Origin of the sequence: Streptomyces sp. NPDC058291 (genome assembly GCF_042880855.1) — a bacterium.
Taxonomy (GTDB): Bacteria; Actinomycetota; Actinomycetes; order Streptomycetales; family Streptomycetaceae; genus Streptomyces.
The window spans coordinates 28,102-53,302 of the sequence record NZ_JBHVYK010000007.1; the positions used below are offsets into that span (position 1 = coordinate 28,102).

Genomic DNA, 25,201 nt, shown 5'->3' on the forward strand with positions numbered 1-25,201 from the left:
CGCCACCTACACCAGCGAGGGCTACAAGAAGTCGCTGCAGTCGGCGCTGGACCAGGCGAAGGCCAAGGCGGGCGCGGGCTCGGCGGCCGGCTCGGCGGCCGGCTCGGCGGCCGGCTCGGGGGGCGGCTCGGCGGCCGGCTCGGGGGGCGCGGGCTCCTCCTCGGGGGCCGCGCAGGCCAAGACCGTCACCGGCGCCGTCCAGCAGACGCAGTACGGGCCGGTCCAGGTCCGGATCACCGTCGCCGGCGGGAAGATCACCAAGGCCGAGGCCGTCCAGACGCCCAAGGGCGGCACCAGCGACCAGAAGACCCAGCTGTCCGTCCCCAAGCTCAACCAGGAGGCCGTCGCCGCGGGCAACGCCGACATCGACTCCGTCTCCGGCGCCACCTACACCAGCGAGGGCTACAAGAAGTCGCTGCAGTCGGCGCTGGACCAGGCCGGTGGCTGACACCGTGGCCGAGCCGGCGCCGGCCCCCGCCGTGGTGCGGCATGCCGAAGACGTCATGGGCACCGTCTTCTCCTTCGACGTCCGCGGCGGCGAGCCCGCCGCGGTGCGGGCGGCGCTGGGGGAGGCGATCGCCTCGCTGCACCGGGTGAACGAGGTCTTCAGCACCTACCGCGAGGACAGCCAGGTGTCCCGGCTGGCGCGCGGTGAGCTGACCGTCGAGGAGTGCGATCCCGAGGTCGCCGAGGTGCTGGCGCTGGGCGCCGAGGCGGAGCGGGTCAGCGAGGGCTGGTTCAGCGTGCGCTACCAGGGCCGGCTGGACCCGACCGGCGTCGTCAAGGGCTGGGCCGCCGAGCGCGCGGCCCGGCTGATCTCTGCGGCGGGCGTGGACGGGGTCAGCGTCAACGGCGGCGGGGACGTGCAGCTGCTGGGCGTTCCCGGGCCCGAGCGGCCGTGGCGGGTCGGGGTGTCGGATCCTCTGCGGCCGGGCGGCCTGGCGGCCGTGGTCTCGGCGGCGGGGGCGGACGAACTGGCGGTCGCCACGTCGGGCACCACGGAACGGGGCGCCCATATCGTCGATCCCCGCACGGGCCGCTCCGCGGTGACGGACCTGGTGGCCGTCACGGTGGTCACGCCCCGGCTGACCTGGGCGGACTGCTGGGCCACGGCCGCGTTCGCGATGGGGTCGAGGGAGGCGCTGGCCTGGCTGGAGGCGCTCCCGGACGTCGAGGCGCTCCTGATCACGGCGGGCGACGAGGTGCGCTGCACCGGAGGCCTGGCCCGCCGACTGGGCTGACGTCCACGCCCCCGTGAACTGGCCTCCCCCGACCCGCACTCCCCAGGGCCGCGGGGAACCCGGCGACCGGCCCCCCGCACGCGAAACACACCCCGACCCCTACCCGCCAGGGGCGCGGAGAACTGCCCGACCAGCCCCCACCACCCGCACCCCGAACACACCGTCACCCACCCCCAGGGGCGCGGAGAACTGCCCCACCAGCCCCCACCGACCCGCACCCCGAACACACACCGAACAGCCCTCCGAGGGGAGACGCGGTTCCGCACCACACCCCGGGCGCCGGCGTGCCGGACGCATGTCAGACGGACGCATGCCAGACGGGCGCCGGACGAACGGGCAGGCGGACACAGGACGGGCAGGCCGCGCCGTCCGCCTCCGCACCCCCGGCGGCAGCCGCTAGTGGCCGTTCTGGGCCAGTCGCAGCAAGTGGTCCGCCAGCGCCTGTCCGCCCGTGGGCTCCCTGCTGATCAGCAGCAGGGTGTCGTCGCCGGCGATGGTGCCGAGGATGTCGTGCAGTTCGGCCTGGTCGATGGCCGAGGCCAGGAACTGGGCGGCTCCCGGCGGGGTGCGCAGCACCACGAGGTTGGCCGACGCCTCCGCGGAGATGAGCAGCTCCTGCGACAACCGCCGCATCCGCTCCTCCTTCGCCGACTCCCCCAGCGGCGCCCGGGGGGTCCGGAAACCCCCCTCGCTGGGCACCGCGTAGATCAGGTCGCCGTCGTTGTTGCGGATCTTCACCGCGTTCAGCTCGTCCAGATCCCGCGAGAGCGTCGCCTGGGTGACGCTCAGTCCGTCGTCCGCCAGCAGTTTCGCCAGCTGGCTCTGGGAGCGCACCGGCTGCCGGTTGAGGATGTCCACGATCCGGCGGTGACGCGCGGTGCGGGTCTGCGGCACGGCAGGCCCGTTGACCCCGGCCTGCTCATGGTCCTGCGCCTGGCTCATCGTCGTCTCATTCCCCGGATCCGGCCCCGTTCACTGCGTCGAGGATGCCGGGCAGCGCCCCGAGGAACGCCTCCACCTCGTCGTCGCCGAGGTTCAGCGGCGGCATCAGCCGGACGACGTCGAGGGCGGGCGCGTTCACCAGGAACCCGGCCTCCTGAGCCGCCTGGCGCACCTGGGGCGCGAGGGGCTCGGTGAGCACGATACCCAGGAGGAGACCCGCGCCCCGGACATCATCGATCAACGGGTGGCCCGTCCCCGTGATTCCGTCGCGCAACTTCTCGCTCTGCCGCTTGACGTTCTCCAGCAACCCCTCGTTCTCGATGGTGTCGAGCACGGCGAGCCCGGCGGCGCACGCGACGGGGTTTCCGCCGAACGTCGTCCCGTGCTGACCGGGCTGCAGCAGCTCCGCGGCCCGCCCGAAGGCGACGGTCGCGCCCAGCGGCAGTCCGCCGCCGAGGCCCTTCGCCAGCGTCACGACGTCCGGCAGGACGCCCTCGTGGGCCTGGTACTCGAACCAGTGCCCGGTGCGGCCGACGCCGGTCTGCACCTCGTCCAGGACCAGCAGCGCGCCGGTCGCGGCGGTGATCGCGCGGGCCGCCTTGAGGTAGCCGGCGGGCGGGACGACGACGCCGAGCTCGCCCTGCACCGGCTCCAGGACGACCAGCGCGGTCTCCTCGGTGACGGCGGCGGCCAGTGCCTGCGCGTCGCCGAACGGCACATGCGTGACGTCGCCGGGCAGCGGCAGGAACGGTTCGCGCTTGCCCTGCTGGCCGGTGAGCGCCAGGGCCCCCATGGTGCGGCCGTGGAAGGCGCCCTCGGTGGCGACGACGTGCGTGCGCCCGGTCAGCCTGCCGATCTTGAAGGCGGCCTCGTTGGCCTCGGCGCCCGAGTTGCAGAAGAAGACCCTGCCGTCGCGGCCGAAGTGCCGCAGCAGCCGTTCGGCGAGGGCGACGGTGGGCTCGGCCATGAAGAAGTTGGAGATGTGGCCGAGGGACGCGATCTGCCGGCTCACCGCGTCCACGACGGCCGGGTGCGCGTGGCCGAGCGCGTTGACCGCGATGCCGCCGACGAAGTCGAGGTACTCCGTGCCGTCGGCGTCCCAGACCCGGCTGCCCGCGCCGCGCGCCAGGGGCAGCAGCGGGGTGCCGTAGTTGTGCATGAACGCGCTCTGCCACCGCGCGGTCAGCTCCTGGTTGGCGTCGCTCACGGCTCCCCCTGTCCGTCCGGCACGACCATCGTGCCGATCCCTTCGTCGGTGAAGATCTCCAGCAGGATCGAGTGCTGGACCCGCCCGTCGATGACCCGGGCGGTGTTCACGCCGCCTCGTACGGCGTGCAGGCAGCCCTCCATCTTCGGGACCATGCCGGAGCTGAGGTCCGGCAGCAGCTTCTCCAGCTGGGAGGCGGTGAGGCGGCTGATCACCTCGTCGCTGTTGGGCCAGTCCTCGTAGAGGCCCTCGACGTCCGTGAGGACCATGAGGGTCTCGGCGCCCAGAGCAGCAGCGAGTGCCGCAGCCGCCGTATCAGCATTGACGTTGTAGACATGTCCGTCGTCCTGGCTCCGGGCGATCGAGGAGACGACCGGGATGCGGCCGTCGGCGAGCAGGGCCTCGATGGCGCCCGTGTCGATCGCGGTGATCTCGCCGACCCGTCCGATGTCGACCTGCTCGCCGTCGATCTCGGGCTGGTGCTTGGTGGCGGTGATGGTGTGGGCGTCCTCGCCGGTCAGTCCGACGGCGAGCGGCCCGTGCTGGTTGAGCAGGCCGACCAGCTCGCGCTGGACCTGCCCGGCGAGCACCATGCGCACGACGTCCATCGCCTCCTCGGTGGTGACGCGCAGGCCGGCCTTGAACTCGCTGACGATGCCGTGCTTGTCGAGGGCGGCGCTGATCTGCGGGCCGCCGCCGTGCACGACGACCGGCTTGAGGCCGGCGTGGTGCAGGAAGACGACGTCCTGGGCGAAGGCGGCCTTGAGGTCCTCGTCGATCATGGCGTTGCCGCCGAACTTGATGACGACGGTCCGGCCGTTGTGGCGGACCAGCCAGGGCAGCGCCTCGATGAGGATCTGGGCCTTGGGAAGCGCGGTGTGTTTGCGGGTCACGTTGCTCATGAGGAGTAGGCGCTGTTCTCGTGGACGTAGTCGGCGGTCAGGTCGTTGGTCCAGATCGTGGCCGTCTCGGCGCCGGCGGCCAGGTCGGCGACGATGTGCACCTCGCGGTAGCGCATGTCGACCTTGTCGCGGTCCTCGCCGACGCCGCCGTTCTTGCAGACCCAGACGCCGTTGATGGCGACGTTCAGCCGGTCCGGCTCGAAGGCGGCCTTCGTCGTGCCGATCGCGGAGAGCACACGGCCCCAGTTGGGGTCCTCGCCGTGGATCGCGCACTTGAGGAGGTTGTTGCGGGCGATGGAGCGGCCCACCTCGACGGCGTCGTCCTCGCTGGCCGCGCCCACCACCTCGACCTTGATGTCCTTGCTCGCGCCCTCGGCGTCGCGGATGAGCTGCTGGCCGAGGTCGTCGCAGACCCGGCGTACGGCCTCGGCGAACTCCTCGTAGGGCGGGGTGACGTGCGAGGCGCCGGAGGCGAGCAGCAGCACGGTGTCGTTGGTGGACATGCAGCCGTCGGAGTCGACCCGGTCGAAGGTGACCGCGGTGGCGGCGCGCAGCGCCTTGTCCAGGCTCTCGGCGTCGACGTCGGCGTCGGTGGTGAGGACGACCAGCATGGTGGCGAGGCCGGGGGCGAGCATGCCCGCGCCCTTGGCCATGCCGCCGACGGTCCAGCCGTCCCCGCCGGCCACGGACGTCTTGTGGACGGTGTCGGTGGTCTTGATGGCGATGGCGGCCTTCTCGCCGCCGTGCTCGGAGAGCCGGCCGGCGGCGGTCTCGACGCCCGGGAGCAGCTTGTCCATCGGCAGCAGGACGCCGATGAGGCCGGTCGAGGCGACGGCGACCTCGGCCGCGTTGTGCCCGAGCACGTCCGCGACCTTCTCGGCGGTCGCGTGGGTGTCCTGGAAGCCCTTCGGTCCCGTGCAGGCGTTGGCGCCGCCGGAGTTGAGGATCACCGCGGTCACCCGACCGCCCTTGAGGACCTGTTCCGACCACAGGACGGGCGCGGCCTTGACGCGGTTGGAGGTGAAGACGCCCGCGGCCGCGCGGCGGGGCCCGGTGTTGACCACGAGGGCCAGGTCCGGGTTGCCGTTCTGCTTGATCCCGGCGGCGATGCCCGCCGCCGTGAATCCCTTGGCTGCCGTGACGCTCACTGCATCTCCTCGTTCGCTTCTCCGCCCGCGCGGTGCAGCGGTGCGGCAATCGTCGTCGTCTGCGGCCCGGTGGCCGCGCGTGCGTCGCTCACGGTGCGACTCCGACCGTGGAAAGCCCGGTGCTCTCGTCGAGTCCGAGGGCGATGTTCATGCTCTGCAGCGCGCCGCCCGCGGTGCCCTTGGTCAGGTTGTCGATGGCGCTGACCGCGATGATGCGGCCCGCGGCCTCGTCGTACGCGACCTGCACCTGAACGGCGTTGGAACCGTAGACGGACGCCGTGGCGGGCCACTGCCCCTCGGGGAGGAGGTGGACGAACGGTTCGTCGGCGAAGGCCTTGGCGTAGGCGGCGCGGGCGGCCTCCGCGCCCACGCCGGGCCGGGCCTTGGCGCTGCAGGTGGCGAGGATGCCGCGGGACATGGGCGCCAGGGTCGGGGTGAAGGACACCGAGACCGGCTCGCCCGCCGCCGCGCTGAGGTTCTGGATCATCTCGGGGGTGTGCCGGTGTCCGCCGCCCACGCCGTACGGAGACATGGAGCCCATGACCTCGGAGCCCAGCAGGTGCGTCCTGGCCGCCTTGCCCGCGCCGGAGGTGCCGGACGCGGCGACGATCACGGCCTCGTTCTCGGCGATCGCGGCGGCGTACGCGGGGAACAGGGCCAGCGAGACGGCCGTGGGGTAGCAACCGGGGACCGCGATGCGTTTGGACCCCTCCAGCGCGGCGCGGCCGCCCGGCAGTTCGGGGAGGCCGTAGGGCCAGGTCCCGGCGTGCGCGGAGCCGTAGAACCTCTCCCAGTCGGCCGGGTCCTTCAGCCGGAAGTCGGCGCCCATGTCGACGACGAGGACGTCGGGGCCGAGTTGCTCGGCGACGGCGGCGGACTGGCCGTGCGGCAGGGCGAGGAAGACGACGTCGTGTCCGGCGAGCGCCTCGGAGGTGGTCTCCGTCAGCACGCGGTCGGCCAGCGGCAGCAGGTGCGGCTGGACGGCGCCCAGTCGCTGACCGGCGTGGGAATGGCCGGTCAGGGCGCCGATCTCGATCTCGGGGTGCGCGAGGAGCAGACGCAGCAGCTCTCCGCCCGCGTACCCGCTCGCTCCGGCCACCGCCGCACGTACCGTCATGACTCCTCCTCCTGGATGGCATGACTATACGTTTCGCCGCAGGTTTATGCAATCCATGGAGGACCGTCGCCTGCCGCCGGCCAGGCGGGGCCGGTTCCGGCGCGAGGGCGCCTGACGGGCGCGGGCGGCGGCCGCCCACGCCCGTCGGCGGGGTCGGCTACTTCTGCCTGATCCGCAGGAAGGTGATCGAGTTCGCCGGGAAGGTGTACGTGAACTTCCCGGCGACCCCGGCGAACGTCGAGGTCACCGGCGCGACCGTGGTCGCCGCCTCCGAGTTGACCGCGTCCGGCGCGGCCGCCAGCGTGGTCACCCGGGCCCGGGAGGCCGGCTTCGCCCCGCCCAGGTCGATCGCGGTGCGGGCGGCGGCGGACTGGGCGTTGACGACCTTGACGATCAGGTCGCCGGTCTTCTCGTCCCGGGTGACGACCTGCCGGAACGGCTCGGCCGGCCGGTCGTCGGTGAAGCTGCCCCATTCCCGGCCGTCGAGGTAGAGGCTGACCTGGCGGCCCCGCACCTTGACGTCGACGTCGTAGGAGCGACCCGTCTCGACGGAACCGGCCCGGGAGATCAGCGTCGACTTGGCGCCGTCGACGGCCTGCTCGACGGCGGACTGGGTGTTGTTCCAGCCGCCGATGTTCCACCAGTAGTAGTTCCCGGTGTCCTTGACGCCGAAGGCGACGAGGAAGCCCTCCTTGCCGGACTTCTTGGTGGCCTTCACGTGCAGGTCGTAGTCGTGCCAGGCGACGTCGCCGGCCGAGACCATGGTGTTCTCGGCGGCGGTGTCGGTCTGCGTGTACCGGCCGTCCTGGACCGACCAGGTGCCGCCGCCGGTGTGCGTCCACCGCGAGGCGTCGCCGGAGAAGTCGTCGCTCAGCAGCGTGGCGCCCTCCGCGTCCGTCACCCGCACATCGTCGTACGCCGCGCTGGTCGCCCAGGTGGAGAGTCCGACGGCGCCGGCGATCGGGGCCTGCAGGGACGGGGTGCCGGTGGCCGTGGAGGGGACCACGCGGTCGCCGACGTTGGTCATGAACAGCTTCTGCACCTCGTAGTTGGCGGAGTTCCAGGAGGCGTGGTTGTTGAACCACACCAGGTCCGGACGCCACTGCACGTAGTCCTCGTTGGCGAACAGCGGGGCGTAGGAGGCGAGTTTGACGACGTCGGCGTTGCGCTCCAGGCCGGTCATGTAGGCGGCCTCGGCCAGGCCGTTTTTGAAGGCGTTGCCCTGCGAGGCGTACTCGCCGAGGAAGACCTTCGGGCCGCCGCGGTCGTAGGCGTCGTAGCGGTCGTTGTTCTGCAGAAACCACTGCGGGCTGTTGTAGTAGTGCTCGTCGACCATGTCGACCTTGGCGTCCCGGTTGAGCTGCCAGGCCGTGTCGAAGGTCGGACCGGAGTCGTCCGGGCCGGAGTTGGAGATCACCGTGACGTCCGGGTACTTCGCCTCGACGGCCGCGCGGAACCGCGTGAAGCGGGCGAGGAACTCGGCGGGCAGGTTCTCCTCGTTGCCGACCTCGATGTGGGTGAGGTGGAAGGGCCGGGGGTGGCCCATCAGGGCGCGCTTCCTGCCCCACGTCGACGTGACGGGGCCGTTGGCGAACTCGATCAGGTCCAGGGTGTCCTGGACGTGCCGCTCGAGCAGCGCCTCGTCCACGACGGCCTGGTTCTGGCCGCAGCCGGTCACCAGGGCCGGGACGACGGGCAGGGGCATCGCGCCGACGTCCTCGGCGAGGCGGAAGTACTCGTAGTAGCCCAGGCCGTAACTCTGGTTGTAGCCCCAGAAGTCGGCGTTGGTCGCCCGCTGCTCGACGGGGCCGACGGTGTCCTTCCACTGGTAGGAGCGGGCGCGCTGCCAGCCGGAGGCCTCGCTGTAGTCCTGCATGGAGCCGGTGTTGACCAGGCAGCCGCCGGGGAAGCGCACGAAGCCCGGCTTCAGGGCGGCGATCTTCTCGGCGAGGTCCTTGCGCAGACCGTTGGGCTCGTGCTTGTAGGTGTCGCGGGGGAACAGGGACACCATGTCGAGCGCGACCGCGCCGGAGGAGGCGACGGTCAGACGGCCGTCGCCGCCGGCGCGGGTGGCGGTGAAGGCCGTCCGGTACTGCGCCCAGCCTCCCGCGCGCACGGCCACCCTGCGGGCCGTGGCGAGCGCGCCGGCGGCGTCCTGGAGGCTCACGGTGAGCGTGCCGCCGCTCTCGGCGCGGGCCCAGACCGAGAAGTCGTACCGCTTGCCCTGCTCGACGCGGACGCCGGTGTTGTAGCCGGCGTTGGTGACGGACGAACCGGCGCCCAGGGAGAGGTAGGAGCGGTTGCGGTCGTTCAGCCGCCCGGCGTCGTTCAGCACCTGGGCGGAGCCGTCGACCGTCCAGGAGGTCAGCGGGGTGTACGACCGGTTGTCGACCGCCGAGTACTCGAAGGACCTGTTCTGCACGAGCTCGGCGTACAGACCGCCGTCCGCCGCCCGGTTGATGTCCTCGAAGAAGACGCCGTACATCGTGTCGTCGATCTTCGCGCCCTTGGCCGCGGGGCTCACGGTGAGGGCGTAGTCGGTGGTGTCGGCGGCCTGCGCGGGGGCCGGGACCAGTCCCGCGGCCAGCAGGAAGGCGCTCGCCCCGAGACCGAGTCTCAGTCGGGTGGTGCTGCGTGACATGAATGCTCCGAGGCTCAGTGTGCACGATACGTTCGACATGCCGAACGCTGATCAGCCCTTCGAACGGCAAGATAGGGAGGGGGCCGGAAGGCGTCAATGGGTCGCGCGGCAGCGGAAGTTTCGGGAGTGAACGGCGATGGGCGAGTTCTGGCCGGTCTCGGATGTGCTGGCCTACCTGGCCGGAAGTTGGCGGGTGGAACGGTCCGTGCGGGACCTCACGGGCGGGGACACGGGCACGTTCACGGGCACGACCGTCTTCACGCCGCTCGACGAGAGCGAGCCGCTCGACGAGAGCGAGCCGCTCGACGAGGGCGGGCTGCTGCACCTGGAGACCGGCACGTTCACCTGGCGGGGCGTCGCCCGGCCCGCCGAGCGCACGCTGCGCTTCCTGCCGGGGCCTACGCCCGGCACGGCCGACGTCCGGTTCGCCGACGGCCGCCCCTTCCACGACCTGGACCTGACCACCGGACGGCACGGGGCCGACCACCCGTGCGCGGCCGACCACTACCGGGGCGAGTTCACCGTCGCGGACGCGGACCGCTGGCGGACCGTGTGGCGGGTGGGCGGCCCCGCCAAGGACCTGCTGCTGACGACGGACTACACGCGCGTGGGCTGAGACGGACTACACGCGCGTGGGCTGAACCGGCACTCCTTCGAGGCGCAGGTTCCAGCGCCCGCCGCGGCCGGTGAGGGTCGTCGTCGACAGGGGGCGCACATCGATGTTCCAGTAGGTCGCCGGCGGCGCCTTGAGCGCGTAGACCACCGCGGCACGGATCACGCTGGGCTCGGCGACCGCGTCGATCCTGTCGCGGTCGCCGTCGCCGATCGGCCGGGTGTCGAGCCAGTCGCCCACCCGCGTGACGAAGTCGAGCAGGGCCTCGCCGCCGTGCGGGGTGGCCAGCGGGTCGGCCAGCCAGGCGTCCACGGCCTGTGGCTCGCGGGCCATCGCCTCACCGAGCGTGAGACCGCGCCAGCGGCCCATGTCGCAGTCCCGCAGCGCGAGCTGCACCAGCGGGGCGTACCCGAGGGCGTCGCCGGTCGCGCGGCTGCGCGGGGTGGGCGAGCAGTAGCGCAGTTCGGCGGCGGCGAGCGGCAGGAGGTCGGGGACCGCCCGCTGCACCTCGTCCCAGCCCGGCTGGTCCAGCGGGCGGTCGTCCTCGAAGCGTTCCGCGAGCAGCGGCGAGCTGCGAGCCGCGGCGACGAACGTGACCCGAAGTGGCATGCGGTGATGGTGAGCCGCGGAAGTGGGCAGGTCAAGGGGTGTTACCTGCTGGTTGTCACAACTGCGCCAAACCTTGGCGGCAGCTCTGGACACCGCAGGGCAAGTCACTCGAAAAGGAGCGCCATCCACCGCTCGGGCGCGGCGAGCGGCCGGAATCCGGCCTTCTCGTACACCTCGTGCGCGTCGTGGGTGGCGAGCAGGATGCGGCGCAGTCCGTACGGCTGGAGGTGGTCCCGCACCGCCCGGGTCATCGCCGTGCCGATCCCCTTGCCGCGCACGGCCGGGTCCACGTACACGTCACACAGCCAGGCGAAGGTGGCCCGGTCGGTCACCACCCGGGCGTACGCGACCTGCTCCCCGGAGGCCGTGTCGTACGCCCCGAAGTTCAGCGACCCCGCAATCGCCCGCTCCTGCTTGAGGCGGCTCCGCCCGATCGCCCAGTACGCGTCGGTCGACAGCCAGCGATGCACGCGCTCGACGTCGATGCGGTCGGGGTCGGTGGAGAACTCGTAGCCGTCGGCCAGGCCCGCTCTGTCGGTCATGGCCGGATCCTCACAGCAGCGGGCGCGTCATGTCGACCGGTTTGCGGGCAGCGCCTCCTCGCACGCGGCGCCCAGCCGCCGCACCCCCTCCGCGATCTCCTCCGTCCCGGCGACGGCGGCGAAGCTCAGCCGGACGTGGGCGGCCGGGGGTTCGGCGCTGAAGTAGGGGCGGCCGGGGGTGAGGGCGACGCCGGCGCGCAGGGCGGCGGCGGTGAACGCCGCCTCGTCCGTGCCGTCGGGCAGCCGTAGCCACAGGTGGTAGCCGCCGGACGGGATGTGCGGCAGGGCCAGCCGGGGCAGGCGCAGCCGCAGAGCGGAGGTCATCGCGTCCCGCCGGGCCCTCAACTCCGCGGCCACGGAGCGCAGATGGCGGGGCCAGGCCGGTGAGCCGACGAGTTCGAGGGCCGCCTCCTGCAGCGGGCGGGGCACGAAGAAGCTGTCGACGACCTGGATGGCGCGCAGCCGTTCCAGCACCGGGCCGCGGGCGACCAGGGCGCTGACCCGGAAGCTCGGCGAGGTCGCCTTGGTCAGCGATCCGACATGGACGACGACGCCGTCGGGGTCCTCGGCGGCGAGCGGACGCGGCAGCGGGCCCGCGTCCTCGTGCGCGAGCCGGCGCACGAAGTCGTCCTCCACGACGAACGCGCCCGCCTCCCGGGCGATGCGCAGCACCTGGACGCGCCGCTCGGCGGCGAGGACGGCCCCGGTCGGGTTCTGGAACAGCGGCTGGCAGACGAAGAGGCGGGCGCCGCTCGCCCGGAACGCGTCGGCGAGCAGCTCCGGCCGGACGCCGTCCGCGTCGACCGGGACCGGGACGGGCCGCAGCCCGGCCGACCGGGCGATCGCGAGCATGCCGGGGTAGGTCGGCGACTCCACCAGCACCGGCGCGCCGGGCGGGGCCAGGGCACGCAGCGCGGTGGTCAGCGAGGCCTGGCCGCCGCCGCTGACCAGCACCTCGGCCGCGGTGACCGGGCCGCCGACGGTGCGCGCGAACCACTCGCGCAGCTCAGGCAGTCCCTCCATCGGCGGCCTCCCCCAGGCGCCGGGCCGGCGCCCCGCCCGTGCCAGGGCCGCGGCCATCGCCCGCTCCGGCTGCAGGGCGGGGTGGAGGTAGCCGCCGTTGAACTCGATCACTCCGGGCGGCGGGGCGGAGAGCGACACCGTGACGCCCGAGGCGTCCACCGAGCGCGGGACGAGGTCGCCCGCGCCGTCCGCGCTCAGGGCGACCTCCTGCCAGGAGGTGTCGCCGACGGCAGCGGCGGCGGCGTGCGACGGCCGGGCCCGGAAGGCGCCCGCGCCGGGGCGGGTGACCACCAGTCCCTCGGCGGCCAGGTGCGCGAGCGCCCGCGAAACGGTCACGGGGCTCACCCGATATCTCTCGACCAGTGCCCGGCTCGACGGGAGCTTTCCACCCGGCGAGTAGCGGTCGAACTCCCTACGCAGCCGTTCCGCCAGTTCAGCCACACTGCTACGCTCATGCATGAAGACACACAGTAGCGCTATCTCCCCCTCGGCGATAGCGGTCAGCACTCCGGATCTCGCCGACCGGCGCAACGGCCCCGGCACCCTCCAGGCCGCCCTCGGTGTCGTCGCCTTCTCCCTGACCTTTCCCGCCACCGCGTGGGGCCTGGAGGGCTTCGGCCCCTGGTCGCTTGTCGCGGTGCGCAGCGTCCTGGCCGCCCTGATCGCCGCCGCGTGTCTGCTCGCGTCGAGGATCCCGCCGCCCGCGCGGCGGCACTGGGCGGGACTGGCCGTCGTGGCCGCCGGGGTCGTCGTCGGCTTTCCCCTGCTGACCACGCTCGCGCTGCGGACGTCGACGACCTCGCACGCGGCCGTGGTCGTCGGCCTGCTGCCGCTGACGACCGCGCTGCTGTCCGCCCTGCGCACGGGCGCCCGCCCACCACGCGCCTTCTGGGCGGCGGCCCTGGCCGGCGCGGGCGCGGTGGCGGCCTTCACCGCGCAGCAGAGCGGAGGGGCCCTGACCACCGCCGACCTCTACCTGTTCGGGGCGCTGCTGGTGTGCGCGGCCGGCTACACCGAGGGCGGCCGGCTGGCGCGGGTCATGCCGGGGTGGCAGGTCATCGGCTGGGCGCTGGTGCTCTGCCTGCCCCTCACGCTGCCCGCCGCCGCGTTCGCCCTGGCCGTGGAACCCGTCCGCCTGACCGCCCACAGCGTGGCCGGACTGCTGTGGGTCGCCGCGGGCTCGCAGTTCCTCGGTCTGGTCGTCTGGTACCGGGGCATGGCGGCCATCGGCGTCCCCCGGGCCAGCCAGTTGCAGTTGGCCCAGCCGCTGCTCACACTGGTGTGGTCGGTGCTGCTGCTGGGCGAGCACCTCACGCCCGCCGCGCCGCTGACGGCCGCGGCCGTCGTCGTCTGCATCGCCGTCACACAGCGGGCGCGCGGCTGACCGCGAGCCGACGGCCGCCCGCGACGGACCCGAGGATCACGTACTCCCCGGCAGTACCGCCGCTCCGGCACGGTGAGGAGGCCCCAGATGCGCGCTACCACGGGCGACCAGCTTGTCCAGCACGGCAGGGTGGTCGGACAACACGACAAAGTCGGCGAGATCGTCGAGGTACTGGGCCAGGGCGGCGACCCTCCGTACCGCGTCCGCTTCGAGGACGGGCACGTGGGCGTGTGCTCGCCCGGCCCCGACACCGAGATCCGGCGCCGGCCGCCCGGCGAACGGCGACTCTGACACGACCTGGACGAACGGCGACTCTGACACGACCTGACCTGAGCGACCCGCACGACGTGCACGACCTGCCGACCCGCACGACGAGTCCCGCCGAGCCCCGGCCCGCGAGACCCGGTCGCCGGGAACCGGTCGGCTCGGTCGGCGGGACCCGGTCGGCTCGGTCGCCGGGACCCGGTCGGCGGGACCCGGCTCTCCCGAAGGCTCTCGCCGCGAGGGCTCAGCGCGGAGGTTCGGCCGGCTGCCGGTAGTGATCGGCCACCAGCCGGGCCATCGCCCCGATCCGGTCCGTCTTGACGTCCTGGGCGGCGAAGAAGACGTGCCCGCGCACCTGCGGGTGCCCGGCGGCCAGATCGAGGTGGGCCGACAGCTCGGCCGGGTCCTGCCAGGCCGCCGGCTGGGTGGGATCGCCCGCCCGGTACAGGGCCTCGCCGATGTACAGCCGGGTGCGGCTGCCCTTCGCCACCTCCGCCCACCAGGGCACGAGCTTGGCGTAGTCGGCGGCCGACAGCCCGATGTTCCAGTACAGCTGGGGCACGACGTAGTCGATCCAGCCCTCCCGCACCCACGTGCGGGTGTCGGCGTGGATGTCGTCGTAGGACTGCAGGGCCCGGGTGTCCGAGCCGCGCGAGTCGGTGGAGGCGTTGCGCCACACGCCGAACGGGCTGATCCCGAACTGCGTGCCCGGCCGGGTGGCCTTGATCCGGGCGGCCGTCTCCAGCACCAGCCGGTCGACGTTGTCGCGCCGCCAGGCGGCCCGGGTGGCGAAGGCGCCGCCGTGGGCGTCGTAGGCCTCGTCGTCGTCGAAGGTCTGGCCGGCCACCGGGTAGGGGTAGAAGTAGTCGTCGAAGTGCACTGCGTCCAGGGGGTACTTGGCCACCGCGTCGAGGATCGCGTCCTGCACGAAGGCACGGACCTCGGGCAGGCCGGGGTTGTAGTAGAGCCTGCCGCCGAACGGCACCACCCAGCCGGGGTGCCGGCGCGCCGGATGGGCCGCGACCAGCCGTGAGGGGTCGTCGTGGGTCGCGATCCGGTAGGGGTTGAACCAGGCGTGCAGCTGCAGGCCGCGGGCGTGGGCCTCCGCCACGGCGGTGCCCAGCGGGTCCCAGCCCGGCGCCCTGCCCTGGACGCCGGTGAGCACCTGGGACCACGGCTCGTACGGCGAGGGCCACAGCGCGTCGGCCGTGGGCCGCACCTGGAGGATCACCGTGTTGAGCCGCCTGCGCACCGCCGCGTCCAGCAACGCGATCAGTTCGGCGCGCTGGGCGGCCGCGGTCAGGCCCGGCCGGGACGGCCAGTCACGGTTGGAGACGGTCGCCAGCCACATCCCCCGCATCTCGGTGCTCGCGCGCCGCTCCCCGCCGGAAGCGGCCGCCGCACCCGTGGTGGTGAACGCCGACAGCGCTGCCAGCGCGAAGGCCCGCCGGGTCAGTCGCCCCATCGCACACATCCCCACATACTCTGCGGATCCGCTCGGTCACGGATCGTTTCGGGCCCCAGCATGCCCCCACCCCGACGATCGATCATCGATACTTGCTAGTAACGTGCACGATCGGAGCAGGCCGACCGGAACCCGGCCAGACCTGCCACTGCCAAACACAGTCAGCGCGGCGAAAGGTGCGATGTGACCGACATCGAACGGGTCGGAGTGGTGGGCTGCGGCCAGATGGGGGCGGGCATCGCCGAGGTCTGCGCCCGCGCCGGCCTCGACGTCAAGGTCGCCGAGACCAACGGCGAAGCCCTGGAGATCGGCCGGACCCGGCTGCTCAACTCCCTGGCCAAGGCCGCCGAGCGCGGCAAGATCTCCGAGGAGGAGCGGGATGCCGCACTGGGGCGCCTGAGCTTCACCACGGACCTCGGCGAGTTCGCCGACCGCGACCTGGTCGTCGAGGCGGTGGTCGAGAACGAGCAGGTCAAGACCGAGATCTTCCAGGTCCTCGACCAGGTGGTGACCCGCCCGGACGCGATCCTCGCCTCCAACACCTCCTCCATCCCGCTGGTGAAGCTGGCGGTCGCCACCTCGCGGCCCGACCAGGTCGTCGGCATCCACTTCTTCAACCCGGCCCCGGTGCAGCAGCTCGTCGAGCTGATCCCGGCGCTGACCACCTCCGAGGGCACGCTCGGCCGGGCGCAGCTGTTCGCCGAGAAGGTGCTGGGCAAGCACGCGATCCGCGCCCAGGACCGCTCCGGCTTCGTGGTCAACGCGCTGCTGATCCCCTACCTGCTGTCCGCGATCCGGATGTTCGAGACGGGCATCGCCAGCCGCGAGGACATCGACAACGGCATGGAGATGGGCTGCGCCCACCCGATGGGCCCGCTCAAGCTGTCCGACCTGATCGGCCTGGACACGGTCGCCTCGGTCGCGTTCTCGATGTACGAGGAGTACAAGGAGCCGCTCTACGCCGCTCCCCCGCTGCTGCAGCGCATGGTGGACGCGGGCCGGCTGGGCCGCAAGACCGGCTCGGGCTTCTACACGTACTGACCCGCCGACCCAGGTCACCAGGGTCCCCCTCGCCCGTCGGCCACGGGCCCGGCGCTCCGCGGAGCGCCGGGCCCGTTTCCTTCACACGCCGTGTGCACGCCGGGCCCGCATATGCCAAGCGCACACTCTCCCGGACGGTCCACCCTGCGGGTTCACTCATCATGCGCGCAAGGGACGGAAGGCGACTACCGAGAGGAGCGGACACGTGACCACCGATTCCGAGCATCCCGTCGCCCAGGGAGAACTCGCGGAGTTACGTCGCCGGCTGGACGTGGCGTACGCCCGCGTCGAAGGCGGGCTGGCCCTGCTGACGCACCGCACCGAGGAGACCGCCAAGGAGCTCGACGAACTGGGCGCCCGCGTCGTGAGGTTGGAGCACGCGCGCTGGCCGCTGCCGGCCGTGGCCGCCCTCACCGCCGTGGGCGCACTGGTCGTGACGGTCTGGCAGACCCTGGGACGCTAGCGCCCGCAGGGCCTCGCGGGTTCATCCGAGCCTGATGTGGTGCAAGAGCATCAACGCGGCCGCCATGTTGGCGGCCGGGACCTCCCCTCGGGCGACCAGATCGGGAACGAGCTTGAGGGAGACCCATTCCCGGCGGTCCGACTCGAAGTCGTCCACCGGGTGCCCCGTGTACTCGGCCTCGCCCGACCAGTAGACGTGGTGGACGGCGTCGGTGAGCCCGTTGGAGGGCTCCACGCTCATCAGGTGGTGCAGGGGCCCCGGCCGCCAGCCGGTCTCCTCCTCCAGTTCCCGGGCGGCCGCCCGGGCGACGTCCTCGCCGTCCTCGACCACGCCGGCGGCGAGCTCCCACCCCCAGCTGTCGGTGATGAAGCGGTGCCGCCACAGCAGGAGGACCTCGTTCGCCTCGTTGACGACGGTCGCCACGGCGACGGGCCTCAGCCGTATGAGGAAGTGGTCGAGGTGCCGGCCGTCGGGCAGCTCCACATCTGCCAGGTTGACGCTGAACCAGCGGTTTTCATACACAGTTTGCTCGTTCTGTTTCGTCCACTGCACGGTTCTGCCACCTTCCGTCGAGTAAGTGGCAATATCGCAGCAGGAACCCTGCAGTGTCGGCGACGAGGACGGCGGCGGCGCCCCGGCGGGCGTCGTGGACCGGCCGGCCCGTGGCGCCCGGCCTCACAGCGGGACGCGCAAGGCCGCGTCGATGAGTTCGGCCGCCTCGGCGGTGCCCGCGTGGTCGCTGCGCACCAGGTGCTCGCGCACCGTCCGCAGCCTGTCGCGCAACCGCTGGGACTCCGTCCCGCGGGCCTGCTCCGCCATCCGCACCGCGGTGTCCACCGCCTTGTCGACGTTGCCCTGACGCAACTCGATCGTGCTGAGCATGGCGAGCCGGTGCACCCGGCCCCGGTCGTGCGCCGGGGTGTCCACGGCGGCCGCCGCGTGCTCCGCGGCCGCGGCGAGATCGCCGAGGCTGAGCAGCGCCTCCGCCACCTGGACGTTGACCAGGCCGGGCTGGACGTAGCCGGTCTCGTCGGGCTCGTGTCCGGGCCGGATGTGGTCGGCGGCCGTCTCGGCCCGGCTGATGCACGACAGGGCGCTCGTGCCGTCTCCCAGATGCGCGTACGCCTTGGCCTGCATCGCGTACAGGTCGGAGGCTAGAGCGGGCGTGATGTGCCTGCCCGCCGCCCGCAGCGCCGCCTCCGCGAAGGCGACGGCCTGCCGGTACTCCCGCATGAACAGCGACTGGTTGACCAGCAGGGCGATGACGTACGCCCCGAGGCCCCGGTCGCCGCTGGCCTTGGCCAGTCTGAGCGCCTGGTGGAAGTAGCGCTGGGCGAGGCCGTGCGCGTCGGAGTCGTACGCGCAGATGCCCGCGACCGCCACCAACCCACCGGTGGCGCGGTGCAGTTGACGCCCCGTCTCATCGCTGTAGCTGCCTCGCAGCAGAGGAGCGGTCTCGGCGTTGAGGAAGCCGACGACCCGGCTGCGGGTCGCGATGCCGCCCGCCTTGCGGTACATCTGCTCGTAGTGGGCGCGGGCGGCGCGCAGCATCGCGATGTCGGCCGTGGTGACGCGGTGCCGGCCGCCGCGGGAGACGTCCACGTCCTCCGGCGGGTTCTCCCACTCCCACACCGGCATCACGGCGGGCGTGCCGGTGACGGCGGGCGCGCCCAGGATGTGCGGGCGCTGCTGCTCGTCGGAGCGCCACAGGGCGGTGGCCCGCTCGACGAAGCCGGAGAGCGAGGCGCCGTGCGGGCTGGACGGCTCGCCCGGGACGCCGAGGCCGATGTCGTCGAGGGTGACCGGCCGGCGCAGCCGCGCCGCCAGCACCTCGCAGATCAGGTCGGGCACCTGACCGCGCGGCCGCTGACCCTTCAGCCAGCGGGCCACCGCCGTGTGCTCGTACCGCAGGGCGAGCCCGCGGGCCCGCCCGGCCTGGTTGACGTGGGCGGCGAGGCCCGCGTGCGAGATGCCCGCCTCGTCGAGGATCGCGTCGAGCAGAGTGTTGGGCTGCATGGGTGCCCCCCGGGTGCCTGGGTGCCGTCAGACTAGTGGCTCCCTCTTCACACGGGGTGTGAACGCAGCGCCCGCGTTCGCGGGATGTGCGCGCTGTCGCCGGGCGCTCACGGCCGGTTGACTGGAACGCCTCGCAAGAGATTCGCCGGGCCGTCGGCTCCCCCTCGAAAAGCGACGGCCCGGCGAAGCGCTCCGCGGCTTCAGCAGATAGCCGCCACTCCGCGACCCCCGGTCAGCCGCCGGAGAAACTGACTGCACCCCTCCGGGGCACGGCAAACTACCCGCCGGAGCGGCGCAGCGGGGTGCAGGGGCGGAGCCCCGCACCCTCAGGGGCGCGGGGAACTGCGCGACCAGCCACAGCGGACCCGCAGCCGACTACGCAGCCACACCCCGGGTGCCCAGGGGGCAGGGGCACAGCCCACACCCTCAGGGGCGCGGGGAACTGCGCGACCAGCCCGAACGGACCCGCAGCCGACACACAACCGCTCCCCGGCGCACGACCGGGTGCAGGGCGCAGCCCCGCACCCCCAGGGGCGCGGGGAACTGCGCGATCTGCCTCAGCCCCGCAGGACCGCTCCCGTCCGCTCGCCCGCCAGGGCGACCGCCGCGTCGCGGGCGGCCGACGCCTCGTCGACGGTCAGCGTCCGGTCGCCCGCGCGGAAGCGCAGCGCGTACGCCAGCGACTTCTTGGCCTCGCCGAGCTGCTCCGCGTTCTCGTAGACGTCGAACAGCCGGATCCCCTCCAGCAGTTCGCCCGCGCCTTCGCGCAGCGCGGCCTCGACGTCGGCGTGCGGCACGAGCCGGTCGACGACGAGGGCGACGTCCTGGGTGGCCACCGGGAACGTGGAGATGCTCGGCGCCCGGGGCGTGTCGTCGCCGACCCGCTCCAGGACGTCCAGGTCCAGCTCCATGGCCGAGGTGCGGGCGGGCAGACCCAGCGCCTTCAGCACCCGGGGGTGCAGCTCGCCCGCGTGGCCGACGACCCGCTCGGCGCCGTCGACGGTCACGACGAACTCGGCGCAGCGCCCGGGGTGCCACGGCCCGTAGCGGCCGTTGCGGACGGTCAGCTCGACGCCGGCCTCCCGCGCCACCGTGCGGCCGGCCTCGACCGCGTCGGCCCAGTCCGCCGGACGGCCCTTGCCCCACCAGCCGGCCTGCTCGCGGGCGCCCGCGAGGACGACGGCGACATGGCGCGGCTGCTCGGGCAGCACGGCGTCCAGGGACGCCAGCTCCGCGTCGGTGGGACGGCGGTCGACGGGCAGGTGTCCGGCGACGCCCTGCTCCTCGCGGGGGAGGAAGACCAGGCCGGTCTCGAAGAGCGCCAGATCGTGCGAGCCCCGGCCGTCGTTGCGCCGCAGCGCGCCCAGCAGACCCGGCAGCAGCGACGTGCGCAGCGCGGGCTCCTCGTCGTTCAGCGGGTTGGTGAGCTTCACGACGCGGCGGGCCGGGTCGTCGGCGTCCAGGCCGAGCTGGTCGAAGACCTGCTCGCTGACGAACGGGTAGTTCGGCGCCTCCACGTAACCGGCTCCGGCCAGCGCGCGACCGACGCGGCGGTGCAGGCGCTGGCGGTGGGTGAGCCCGCGGCCCGAGGGCGGCTTGGGCAGCGTGGAGGGCAGGTTCTCGTAGCCCTCCAGCCGGATGACCTCCTCCGCCAGGTCGTTGGCCTCGGCGAGGTCGGGCCGCCAGGACGGGACGGTGACGATCAGCTCGTCCTGCCCGTAGACGTCACAGCCGATCTCCTGCAGCCGGCGCACGACGGTCTCCCGTCCGTACACCACGCCCGCGACCTTGTCCGGGTGGTCCGCGGGGACGCTGACGGTGTGCGGCGCGGACGGCGCGATGATCTCCGTGACGCCCGCGTCGGCGGTGCCGCCGGCGAGCAGCACCAGCAGGTCGACGGTGCGCTGCGCGGCGGCCGCCGCGGCCTGCGGGTCGACGCCGCGCTCGAAGCGCCGGGACGCCTCGGAGGACAGCTTGTGGCGACGCGCCGTCCGTGCGATCGACACGGCGTTGAAGTGGGCCGCCTCGATGACCACGTCGGTCGTCGAGGCGCCCCCGTTCTCGGCGGCCTCGTGATCGGCGATCTCGGTGTCGGCGCCGCCCATGACGCCCGCGAGGCCGATGGGACCGCGGTCGTCGGTGATGACCAGGTCCTCGGCGTGCAGCTCGCGGGTCACGCCGTCGAGGGTGACGATCTGCTCGCCCTCCGCGGCCCGCCGCACGCCGATCGTGCCCTGGACCTGGCTGCGGTCGTAGGCGTGCAGCGGCTGCCCGAGCTCCATCATCACGTAGTTGGTGACGTCGACGGCGAGCGAGATCGGACGCATGCCGACCTTCTGCAGCCGACGCTTCAGCCAGATCGGGGAGCGCGCCTCGGGGCTCAGCCCGGAGACGGTGCGGGCGGTGAAGCGGTCGCAGCCCATCGGCTCGGAGACCTGCACCGGGTAGCCGAAGGCGTTCGGGGCCGGCACGTCGATCAGGGCCGGGTCGCTCAGCGGCAGACCGTAGGCGATGGCGACCTCGCGGGCCACACCCCGGATCGAGAGGCAGTCGCCGCGGTTGGCGGTGACGGCGATGTCCAGGACCTCGTCGACCAGTTCGAGGAGCTCGACGGCGTCCTTGCCGACCTCGGTCTCGGGGGGCAGCACGATGATGCCGTTGGCGCCGTCGTCGCCCATGCCCAGCTCGTCGCTGGAGCAGATCATGCCGTGGGAGGTCTTGCCGTACGTCTTGCGCGCGGCGATCGCGAATCCGCCGGGCAGGACCGCGCCCGGGAGGACCACGACGACCTTGTCGCCGACGGCGAAGTTACGGGCGCCGCAGACGATCTCCTGCGGCTCACCGGTGCCGTTGGCGGTGCCGACGTCGACCGTACAGAAGCGGATCGGCTTCTTGAAGCCCTCCAGCTCCTCGACGGTCAGCACCTGACCGACGACGAGGGGGCCCTTCAGGTCGGCGCCGAGGTGCTCGACGGTCTCGACCTCCAGGCCCGCGGAGACGAGCTTGGCCTGCACGTCACGGCCGGTCTCGGTGGCCGGCAGGTCGACGTACTCCCGCAGCCACGAAAGCGGGATCCGCATCAGATCTCCATCCCGAACGGCCGGGTGAACCGGACGTCACCCTCGACCATGTCTCGCATGTCTTCGACGTTGTGGCGGAACATCGCGATCCGCTCGATCCCGAACCCGAAGGCGAAGCCGCTGTACTTCTCCGGGTCCACACCGCAGGCGGCCAGCACCTTGGGGTTGACCATGCCGCAGCCGCCGAGCTCGATCCAGCCCTCGCTGGAGCAGGTGCGGCAGGGGCGGTCGGGGTTGCCGACGGACTCGCCGCGGCAGACGTAGCACACCATGTCCATCTCGGCGGACGGCTCGGTGAAGGGGAAGAAGTTGGGCCGCAGCCGGGTCTTCATGCCCTCGCCGAACAGCGACTGGACCATGTGGTCCAGGGTGCCCTTGAGGTCGGCCATGGTCAGGCCCTCGTCCACGGCGAGCAGCTCGACCTGGTGGAAGACCGGGGTGTGCGTGGCGTCCAGCTCGTCGGTGCGGTACACGCGGCCGGGGCAGATCACGTACACCGGCAGCTCACGGCCGAGCAGCGAGCGGATCTGGACCGGCGAGGTGTGGGTGCGCAGCACGACGCCGGACTCGGTGCCGCCCTGCGGGCCCTGCACGAAGAACGTGTCGGCCTCGCCGCGGGCCGGGTGGTCCGGGCCGATGTTGAGGGCGTCGAAGTTGAACCACTCGGCCTCGACCTGCGGGCCCTCGGCGACCTCGTAGCCCATGGCCACGAAGACGTCCTCGATGCGCTCCGACAGCGTGGTCAGCGGGTGGCGGGCGCCTGCCGGGACGCGGTCGTAGGGCAGGGTGACGTCCACCGCCTCCTCGACCAGCACCCGTGCGTCGCGCTCGGCCTCCAGCTCCTCCTGGCGGGCGGCGAGGCCCTTGTTCACGGTGCCGCGGGCCTGGCCGACGAGCTTGCCGGCGGCTGCCTTGGCGTGCGGGGGCAGGGCGCCGATCTCACGGTTGGCGAGGGCGAGCGGGGAGGTGCCGCCGGTGTGGGCGACCTTGGCCTCCTGGAGCGCGTCGAGCGAGTCCGCGGCGGCGAAGGCGGCGAGCGCCTCGTCCCGCATGCGCTCGATCTCTTCCGGTTTCAAGGCCTCGACCTCGACCGGGTCGTACGACTTATTCGGTGCCGACATCTCTTCCCGTGCTTCCGATTAGCTGGCTGAAGGTCCCCGTCACCGACTCACGCAGAGGTCAGAGGGCCGTCCATGGGACACAAGGGTGCCAAAGGCCGAGTCTAACGGGGTGGAGGTGTGCGGATGCGCCCGCGGGCGCCCGGCCGGCTCTCAGGTGAGATACGCCGGGGCGGCCACGGGCAGCGTAAATCGGAACTCGGCGCCGCCGGCGGGGGCGCGGCCGACCGTGATGGCGCCGCCGTGGGCCTCGACGATGCCCTTGACGATGTACAGCCCGAGGCCGGTGCCGCCGCGCTTGCTGCCCCGCCAGAAGCGGGTGAAGACGCGGTTCATGGACTCCTCCGGGATGCCTGCGCCCTCGTCGCTCACGGTGACCGATGTGCCGGTGTCCTCCCCTTCGCGGGGGGACGCGGCGGGCGTCACGTCGATCGTGACGGTTCCCTCGCCGTGGCGCACCGCATTTTCGAGGAGGTTGCTGAGGACCTGGTCGACCTTGTCGGGGTCGGCCCACAGGGCGGGCAGCGGCTGCTCGATGCGCAGCAGGAACCGGTCGGCGGGCTGCCCGGCGGCCACATAGGCCTGGATGTGGCGTCCCACGGCCGCGCCCATGTCGACGGGCTGGCGTCGCACCTCCAGCCGTCCGGAGTCGATGCGCGAGATGTCGAGCAGTTCGGCGATGAGGCGGGTGACCCGGTCCGCGTCGGCGTCGACGGTCTCCAGCATCAGCCGCTTCTGGTCGTCGGTGAAGCGCGACCACTTGGCGAGCAGCGTGGCGGTGAAGCCCTTGACGGAGGTGAGCGGGGAGCGCAGTTCGTGGGCCACGGTGGCGATCAGCTCGGCGTGGCTGCGTTCGGTGCGGCGGCGGGCCTCGGTGTCGCGGATCGAGACGACGACGCGGCGGACGGGACCGGTGGGCTCGGCGCGGACGTACCGGGCGGAGACGAGCACCTCACGTCCGCCGGGCAGCAGGAGGTTGCGCTCGGGCTGGCCGACGCGGATCGCGAGGCCGCCGTAGGGGTCGGTCAGCTGCCACCAGCGGCGGCCCTCGAGGTCCTCCAGCGGCAGGGCCTTGTCGAGGCGCTGTCCGAGGGCGTTCTCGGCGGCGACGGCGGTGATGCGGCGGGCGGCTGCGTTGAAGCAGATCACGTGCCCGTGCTCGTCGGCGACGACGAGCCCGTCGGGCAGGTCGTCGGGGTCGATGCCGAGTTCGGCCAGGTCACCGGCGGATCGGGCCGCTCCCGGTGCGCTGTTCATGCCGACGCTCATCCCCGTACCCCACCTCCCGTCCTCCCGGAACAGGCCCGCGAACTCGTCACCCTACTAGCTGTCGGTGACGGAGCGGCACCCTCCGGAGGCGCGCTGTGCACGGGCCGACGCGTAGAGACATACGGCGGCGGCGGTCGCCAGGTTCAGACTCTCGGCCTTTCCGTGGATCGGGACGCGCACGACGGCGTCCGCGAGCGCGCGGGTCTCCTCGGGGAGCCCCCAGGCCTCGTTCCCGAACACCCACGCGGTGGGGCCGCCCATGGTGCCCTGGTCCAGCTCGTCGTCGAGGTCGTCGTTCCCCGCGCCGTCGGCGGCGAGGATCCGCACGCCGGCGTCCCTGAGCCCCGCCACGGCCTGTTCGACGGGGACGCCGACGGCGACGGGCAGGTGGAAGTGGGAGCCGACGGAGGCGCGGACGGCCTTGGGGTTGTAGAGGTCGACGGAGGCGTCGGTGAGGACGACGGCGTCGGCGCCGGCGGCGTCGGCGCACCGCAGCACGGTGCCCGCGTTGCCGGGGTCGCGCACATGGGCGAGGACGGCGACGAGCCGGGGCCGGGCGGCGAGGATCCGCTCGAAGGGCGTGTCCAGGAACCGGCAGATCCCGACGAGTCCCTGCGGGGTGACGGTGGTGGAGACGTCCGCGATGACCTGTTCGTCGGCGAGATGGACCCGGGCGCCGGCCGAGCGCGCCCCGGCGATGACGTCGGCGTGGCGTTCGGCGGCCTCGACGGTGGCGAACAGCTCCACGAGCGTCGCCTGTCCGTCGGCGCGGTGCGCCACGGCCTCCCGCACGGCCTGCGGCCCCTCCGCGAGGAACAGCCGTTCCTTGCCCCGGAAGTTCCGCCTGGCGAGCCGCCGCGCGGCGGACACCCGGGGAGAACGGGGGGAGATCAGCTCGGGGGCGGCGGAGGGCATGGGGTTCACCTTCGGTAGCTGTGCGGCCGGCTCGGCAGCGGGGGCGACTGCAGCCCCCGAGGGGCGCGGGGCTGCGTCGAGGTGCGGCTCCGCCGCGTGGGCGCGCCCGGCCACGGGCGGCCGGCGTCCGGACGACGGACCCGGCGGGCGTCAGCAGCGAAGGACCCGCAGGCTGAACCTGCGGGTCCTTCGGTCACGTCG

The 25,201-nt window shown here is 72.9% G+C and carries 23 protein-coding genes; 7 read left to right on the top strand and 16 right to left on the bottom strand.

What is annotated here, in order from left to right; genetic code table 11:
* Together ACFVYK_RS05340 and ACFVYK_RS05345 are read left to right on the top strand one after the other, a co-directional pair.
* Window positions 1-448, top strand: a 448-nt coding sequence (locus tag ACFVYK_RS05340; RefSeq protein ID WP_389768749.1) for an FMN-binding protein, incomplete at its 5' end; no start/stop codon positions are given.
* Window positions 441-1,241, top strand: coding sequence for an FAD:protein FMN transferase (locus tag ACFVYK_RS05345; RefSeq protein ID WP_389768752.1), 801 nt, complete (start codon window positions 441-443; stop codon window positions 1,239-1,241). The genes ACFVYK_RS05340 and ACFVYK_RS05345, both read left to right, overlap by 8 nt.
* Before the next feature lie 396 nt (window positions 1,242-1,637).
* Here ACFVYK_RS05345 and ACFVYK_RS05350 read toward each other — a convergent pair whose 3' ends face one another.
* The 6 genes from ACFVYK_RS05350 to ACFVYK_RS05375 form a co-directional block, all read right to left on the bottom strand.
* On the bottom strand, window positions 1,638-2,183 hold the full coding sequence (locus tag ACFVYK_RS05350) for an arginine repressor (protein ID WP_389768755.1): 546 nt from the start codon (window positions 2,181-2,183) through the stop codon (window positions 1,638-1,640).
* A 7-nt stretch (window positions 2,184-2,190) separates the two neighbouring features.
* A complete protein-coding gene (locus ACFVYK_RS05355; protein WP_389768758.1) occupies window positions 2,191-3,390 on the bottom strand; it encodes an acetylornithine transaminase in 1,200 nt (399 codons plus the stop codon).
* Entirely contained in the window at window positions 3,387-4,292 is a 906-nt protein-coding gene (gene argB, locus ACFVYK_RS05360) for an acetylglutamate kinase (protein WP_389768761.1), read from the bottom strand. Before argB ends, ACFVYK_RS05355 begins: the two co-directional genes overlap by 4 nt.
* The gene (gene argJ / locus ACFVYK_RS05365) at window positions 4,289-5,440 is read right to left on the bottom strand and encodes a bifunctional glutamate N-acetyltransferase/amino-acid acetyltransferase ArgJ (RefSeq protein ID WP_389768764.1); all 1,152 of its coding nucleotides are present in this window, start codon (window positions 5,438-5,440) and stop codon (window positions 4,289-4,291) included. The genes argB and argJ overlap by 4 nt, the downstream gene beginning before the upstream one ends.
* 88 nt (window positions 5,441-5,528) lie before the next feature.
* Entirely contained in the window at window positions 5,529-6,557 is a 1,029-nt protein-coding gene (gene argC, locus ACFVYK_RS05370) for an N-acetyl-gamma-glutamyl-phosphate reductase (RefSeq protein ID WP_389768767.1), read from the bottom strand.
* 157 nt (window positions 6,558-6,714) lie between these two features.
* Window positions 6,715-9,198 (bottom strand): alpha-L-arabinofuranosidase C-terminal domain-containing protein, encoded by a 2,484-nt coding sequence (locus ACFVYK_RS05375; protein ID WP_389768770.1) that lies wholly within the window; start codon window positions 9,196-9,198, stop codon window positions 6,715-6,717.
* A 136-nt stretch (window positions 9,199-9,334) separates the two neighbouring features.
* On the opposite strand from ACFVYK_RS05375, the gene ACFVYK_RS05380 reads away from it, so the two are divergent.
* Entirely contained in the window at window positions 9,335-9,814 is a 480-nt protein-coding gene (locus ACFVYK_RS05380) for a DUF6314 family protein (protein WP_389768773.1), read from the top strand.
* A 6-nt stretch (window positions 9,815-9,820) separates the two neighbouring features.
* On the opposite strand, the gene ACFVYK_RS05385 is transcribed toward ACFVYK_RS05380, so the two are convergent.
* From ACFVYK_RS05385 to ACFVYK_RS05395, 3 genes are all read right to left on the bottom strand, one after another.
* Entirely contained in the window at window positions 9,821-10,420 is a 600-nt protein-coding gene (locus ACFVYK_RS05385; protein ID WP_389768775.1) for a histidine phosphatase family protein, read from the bottom strand.
* Between the two features lie 104 nt (window positions 10,421-10,524).
* Window positions 10,525-10,962: a GNAT family N-acetyltransferase gene (locus ACFVYK_RS05390; RefSeq protein WP_389768778.1), complete on the bottom strand. Its 438-nt coding sequence runs from the start codon at window positions 10,960-10,962 to the stop codon at window positions 10,525-10,527.
* A 27-nt stretch (window positions 10,963-10,989) separates the two neighbouring features.
* Window positions 10,990-12,444 carry a PLP-dependent aminotransferase family protein gene (locus ACFVYK_RS05395; RefSeq protein ID WP_389768781.1) on the bottom strand — a complete coding sequence of 485 codons (1,455 nt, stop codon included), beginning with the start codon at window positions 12,442-12,444 and terminating at the stop codon, window positions 10,990-10,992.
* On the opposite strand from ACFVYK_RS05395, the gene ACFVYK_RS05400 reads away from it, so the two are divergent.
* Window positions 12,443-13,369 carry a DMT family transporter gene (locus tag ACFVYK_RS05400; RefSeq protein WP_389768784.1) on the top strand — a complete coding sequence of 309 codons (927 nt, stop codon included), beginning with the start codon at window positions 12,443-12,445 and terminating at the stop codon, window positions 13,367-13,369. The two genes, ACFVYK_RS05395 and ACFVYK_RS05400, sit on opposite strands and share 2 nt — an antisense overlap.
* An 87-nt stretch (window positions 13,370-13,456) precedes the next feature.
* Window positions 13,457-13,660 (top strand): DUF1918 domain-containing protein, encoded by a 204-nt coding sequence (locus tag ACFVYK_RS05405; protein ID WP_389768787.1) that lies wholly within the window; start codon window positions 13,457-13,459, stop codon window positions 13,658-13,660.
* 217 nt (window positions 13,661-13,877) lie between these two features.
* Here the strand turns inward: ACFVYK_RS05405 and ACFVYK_RS05410 are convergent, their stop codons facing one another.
* Window positions 13,878-15,098 (bottom strand): glycoside hydrolase family 10 protein, encoded by a 1,221-nt coding sequence (locus ACFVYK_RS05410; RefSeq protein WP_389768790.1) that lies wholly within the window; start codon window positions 15,096-15,098, stop codon window positions 13,878-13,880.
* Between the two features lie 183 nt (window positions 15,099-15,281).
* Here ACFVYK_RS05410 and ACFVYK_RS05415 point away from each other — a divergent pair, with 183 nt between their 5' ends.
* Together ACFVYK_RS05415 and ACFVYK_RS05420 are read left to right on the top strand one after the other, a co-directional pair.
* Window positions 15,282-16,139 (top strand): 3-hydroxybutyryl-CoA dehydrogenase, encoded by an 858-nt coding sequence (locus ACFVYK_RS05415; RefSeq protein WP_389768792.1) that lies wholly within the window; start codon window positions 15,282-15,284, stop codon window positions 16,137-16,139.
* A 205-nt stretch (window positions 16,140-16,344) separates the two neighbouring features.
* Window positions 16,345-16,602, top strand: coding sequence for a hypothetical protein (locus ACFVYK_RS05420; protein ID WP_389768795.1), 258 nt, complete (start codon window positions 16,345-16,347; stop codon window positions 16,600-16,602).
* 21 nt (window positions 16,603-16,623) lie between these two features.
* On the opposite strand, the gene ACFVYK_RS05425 is transcribed toward ACFVYK_RS05420, so the two are convergent.
* The 6 genes from ACFVYK_RS05425 to ACFVYK_RS05450 all read right to left on the bottom strand — a co-directional run bounded on the left by ACFVYK_RS05425 (window position 16,624) and on the right by ACFVYK_RS05450 (window position 25,000).
* Window positions 16,624-17,154: an NUDIX hydrolase gene (locus ACFVYK_RS05425; RefSeq protein ID WP_389768798.1), complete on the bottom strand. Its 531-nt coding sequence runs from the start codon at window positions 17,152-17,154 to the stop codon at window positions 16,624-16,626.
* A 123-nt stretch (window positions 17,155-17,277) separates the two neighbouring features.
* Window positions 17,278-18,618 (bottom strand): transcriptional regulator, encoded by a 1,341-nt coding sequence (locus ACFVYK_RS05430; protein WP_389768800.1) that lies wholly within the window; start codon window positions 18,616-18,618, stop codon window positions 17,278-17,280.
* 557 nt (window positions 18,619-19,175) lie between these two features.
* A complete protein-coding gene (pheT, locus tag ACFVYK_RS05435; protein ID WP_389768803.1) occupies window positions 19,176-21,698 on the bottom strand; it encodes a phenylalanine--tRNA ligase subunit beta in 2,523 nt (840 codons plus the stop codon).
* Entirely contained in the window at window positions 21,698-22,819 is a 1,122-nt protein-coding gene (gene pheS / locus ACFVYK_RS05440; protein WP_389768806.1) for a phenylalanine--tRNA ligase subunit alpha, read from the bottom strand. Before pheS ends, pheT begins: the two co-directional genes overlap by 1 nt.
* 150 nt (window positions 22,820-22,969) lie before the next feature.
* Window positions 22,970-24,085 carry an ATP-binding protein gene (locus ACFVYK_RS05445; protein WP_389768809.1) on the bottom strand — a complete coding sequence of 372 codons (1,116 nt, stop codon included), beginning with the start codon at window positions 24,083-24,085 and terminating at the stop codon, window positions 22,970-22,972.
* A gap of 54 nt (window positions 24,086-24,139) precedes the next feature.
* Window positions 24,140-25,000, bottom strand: coding sequence for a TrmH family RNA methyltransferase (locus ACFVYK_RS05450; RefSeq protein WP_389768811.1), 861 nt, complete (start codon window positions 24,998-25,000; stop codon window positions 24,140-24,142).
* Window positions 25,001-25,201 lie beyond the last annotated feature (201 nt).